The 3,140-nt window shown below is 39.4% G+C and carries 1 protein-coding gene; it reads left to right on the forward strand.

Going from position 1 to position 3,140, the window contains the following annotated elements:
- Positions 1 to 287: 287 nt before the first annotated feature.
- On the forward strand, positions 288 to 3,140 hold a 2,853-nt coding region (locus tag ACFIMQ_RS09055; protein WP_375703893.1), incomplete at its 3' end, for an autotransporter outer membrane beta-barrel domain-containing protein.

Genomic DNA, 3,140 nt, shown 5'->3' on the forward strand with positions numbered 1-3,140 from the left:
TAATGCCCGTCTCTCATCAAAACTTTCTCTTCATGGAGATGTCACTTATCAGCATAGATTTAAGAAAGTTGGTTTTTCTGGAGCCAGTTTCTCTGCTGGATTGCGCCACCTTTTTTAGCTATACATAAACTATATAGTAACTTATATATAAGTATATATAGTGTTATATTAAGTATTAAAAATAGCTCTTTAGTTTTATATTTATTATATTTTAAGAAGTTTATTAGTTTATATATAGATATTATTCTTAAATGAATAAAATAGGGGAATAGGAGGCGGCAAGAGTTATGATTTATGTATTTCATAAATATGTATTTTTATGCAACGTTACAACAGCTATTCTTTATTTTTTGCAGGTTACGTATATTAGTGCTGCTGGATCTTCGAGTGATCCAAGAGGGGTGTTTTATAAATGCGATGATAGAAAGACACACTTTCTCGCAGATAAAGTTTATTACTTAAAAAATTCTCAGGAGGCTGCACCTATTGCAGCTATATATGTAGAAAAAGCAGGCACTGTTGTTAATGCCTCTCAGATAGCAGTTTATGGCGATAATCCAGATAAAATATCTGCGTATGGGGCGTATGTAAGAAATGGTGGAAAAATTAATCTAATAGCTTCAGATTTTAAGAATATACCTGCTCTTCGTGCTCAGAATGCAGTTATTAACATGACAGTAGGGGAAATTAAGGGGACTTCACATGCTATTTATGCATGGGGGAGAGAAACGGATATTGCTTTAGTGAGTGTGAATATCAATATTGAGCCAGATAATTTGAATGTAAAAGGGATCGGTATTATAAGTGGTTTTGATGCAATGGTTAAAATGACAGACGGTACCGTTAATTTTAACCAGGTTGGCTCATTTTCAACCCGATTTGGGGGGCGCTATATTCTTGATACTATGGGGATTACGGGGCAAGGAAGGAGGGAGGAAAATTTAACAGATGGTGATGGAGCTATGGGGGTATTGCCAGAAGTTTTTGAGGTTTTTCAAGGTGGTGACGTTCATTTGAAAAACAATTTTATTCAGCTGAATCATATGCATGCATTCTTGATTAAAAACTTTTCAGGTTATGTAAATGATAATGGTAAGTTAATTCAAAAATATATTTCACCAGATGTCTTTAAGAATACAAGTATTAAGATAGAAAAAAACAATATTTCTGTTCAGGGTGAGGGAGTATATGGACTGTGCTTTAATGTTTTAGCTCCAGAAGAGCTTACTAAAATGATTAGGCAACGAGATGATGAAAAAAATTTAAAAACCAAAAAAGTTATCACGGGGAGGGCATTTGTTTATTTATCAGAGACAAATATGACAGTTCCAGACGGGATTGCGATTTATGCGAAGGGGAATAAAGACTATGAAGTAAAAGGCACTCTTGAATTATCGGATGAAACAAAAATCTCTGGTGATGTGTTGCTAAAAGCTGAAAATAATGCTTCTCTATTGGTGAAAGCAAACGCTTCCTCTCTTACAGGAGGTACGCGTGTTGAGGATAGATCGGTTATTGATTTAGAGTTAATTCGTTATTCAAAATGGTATCTTACTAAAAGTAAATACAATGGTTTACAGGAATCTGTTTCATCGCTTTCTTCTCTAAGTCTTTCCAATAGCACATTGATCTTTGATGAAGATAGTGGTTATCAAACGCTACGCATTGGAAAAAAAGCAGATATAGGTGCAGGAGGTAAAATTCTCGCATCAAAAGATAAAAAAGTCTATAGTGCTGAGGGAAACGCTCAGATTAGGTTGAATACATTTTTGAATGATGAGGGTTTGTTTGATCCCCAAAAGACGGATCGCATATTGATCTATGGAGATGTTTCTGGAACGACATTCATTCATATGCGAAATTTTCCAAAATATTCAAGTAAAGAAGTCTATGAGGGAAGAGATCAAAGCATTTCAATCGTTCAAGTTGCAGGAACAGCGCAGGCAGGTTCTTTTCGACTCGCCAATGGTTATGATGGTTATACTACGGTGAAAGGTTTTCCTTATCAATATCGTATTCGTGGTTATGGTCCGGGTTCGCCTTTTGGAGAAGCGAATGCTAAGCAAAGATTAGTGGAAGGTGAGGGGGATTTTTGGGATTTCCGACTCGAAGGGATTTATATTTCTTCTAGAATAGGTTCTTATAATGGTCCATTTGGTAAACCTTCTTCGTTTCCATTATCTCATCCTGTTAATCCTCCATCTTCTCCTTCTAATTCACTTTCTACGTCGTTGATATCTGACTCTCCTTCTTCTACGTCCTCTGCTTCTGTTGATCCTCCTCCTTCCGATCCAGTTTCTACGTCGTTTATGTCTGATCCTCCTTCTTCTACGTCTTCTGCTCCTGTTGACCCTCCACCTCCCGATCCAGTTTCTACGTCTTTGATATCTGCCTCTCCTTCTTCTACGTCCTCTGCTTCTGTTGATCCTTCATCTTCCGATCCACTTTCTACGTCGTTTATGTCTGATCCTCCTTCTTCTACGTCCTCTGGTCCTGTTGATCCTCCACCTTCCGATCTACTTTCTACGTCTTTGATATCTGACTCTCCTTCTTCTACGTCTTCTGCTCCTGTTGACCCTCCCCCTCCCGATCCAGTTTCTACGTCTTTGATATCTGACTCTCCTTCTTCTACGTCTTCTGCTCCTGTTGACCCTCCCCCTCCCGATCCAGTTTCTACGTCTTTGATATCTGACTCTCCTTCTTCTACGTCTTCTGCTCCTGTTGATTCTCCACCCCCCAATCCACTTTCTACGTCGTTTATGTCTGATTCTCCTTCTTCTACGTCCTCTGCTTCTGTTGATCCTCCCCCTTCCGATCTACTTTCTACGTCGTTTATGTCTGACTCTCCTTCTTCTACGTCCTCTGGTCCTGTTGATCCTCCCCCTTCCGATCTACTTTCTACGTCGTTTATGTCTGACTCTCCTTCTTCTACGTCCTCTGGTCCTGTTGATCCTCCATCTTCCGATCCACTTTCTACGTCGTTTATGTCTGACTCCCCTTCTTCTACGTCTTCTGATCTTGTTGATCCTCCATCTTCTCCCCCCGATTCACTTTCTACGTCGTTGCCCTCTGAGCCCTCTGTTCCGGTCTCACCTTCATCTACGGATTCTGTTTCTCCTCCTTCTGCCCCTGTTGAACCA

It is taken from the genome of Bartonella sp. AD13SXNS (genome assembly GCF_042196465.1).
Lineage (GTDB): Bacteria > Pseudomonadota > Alphaproteobacteria > Rhizobiales > Rhizobiaceae > Bartonella.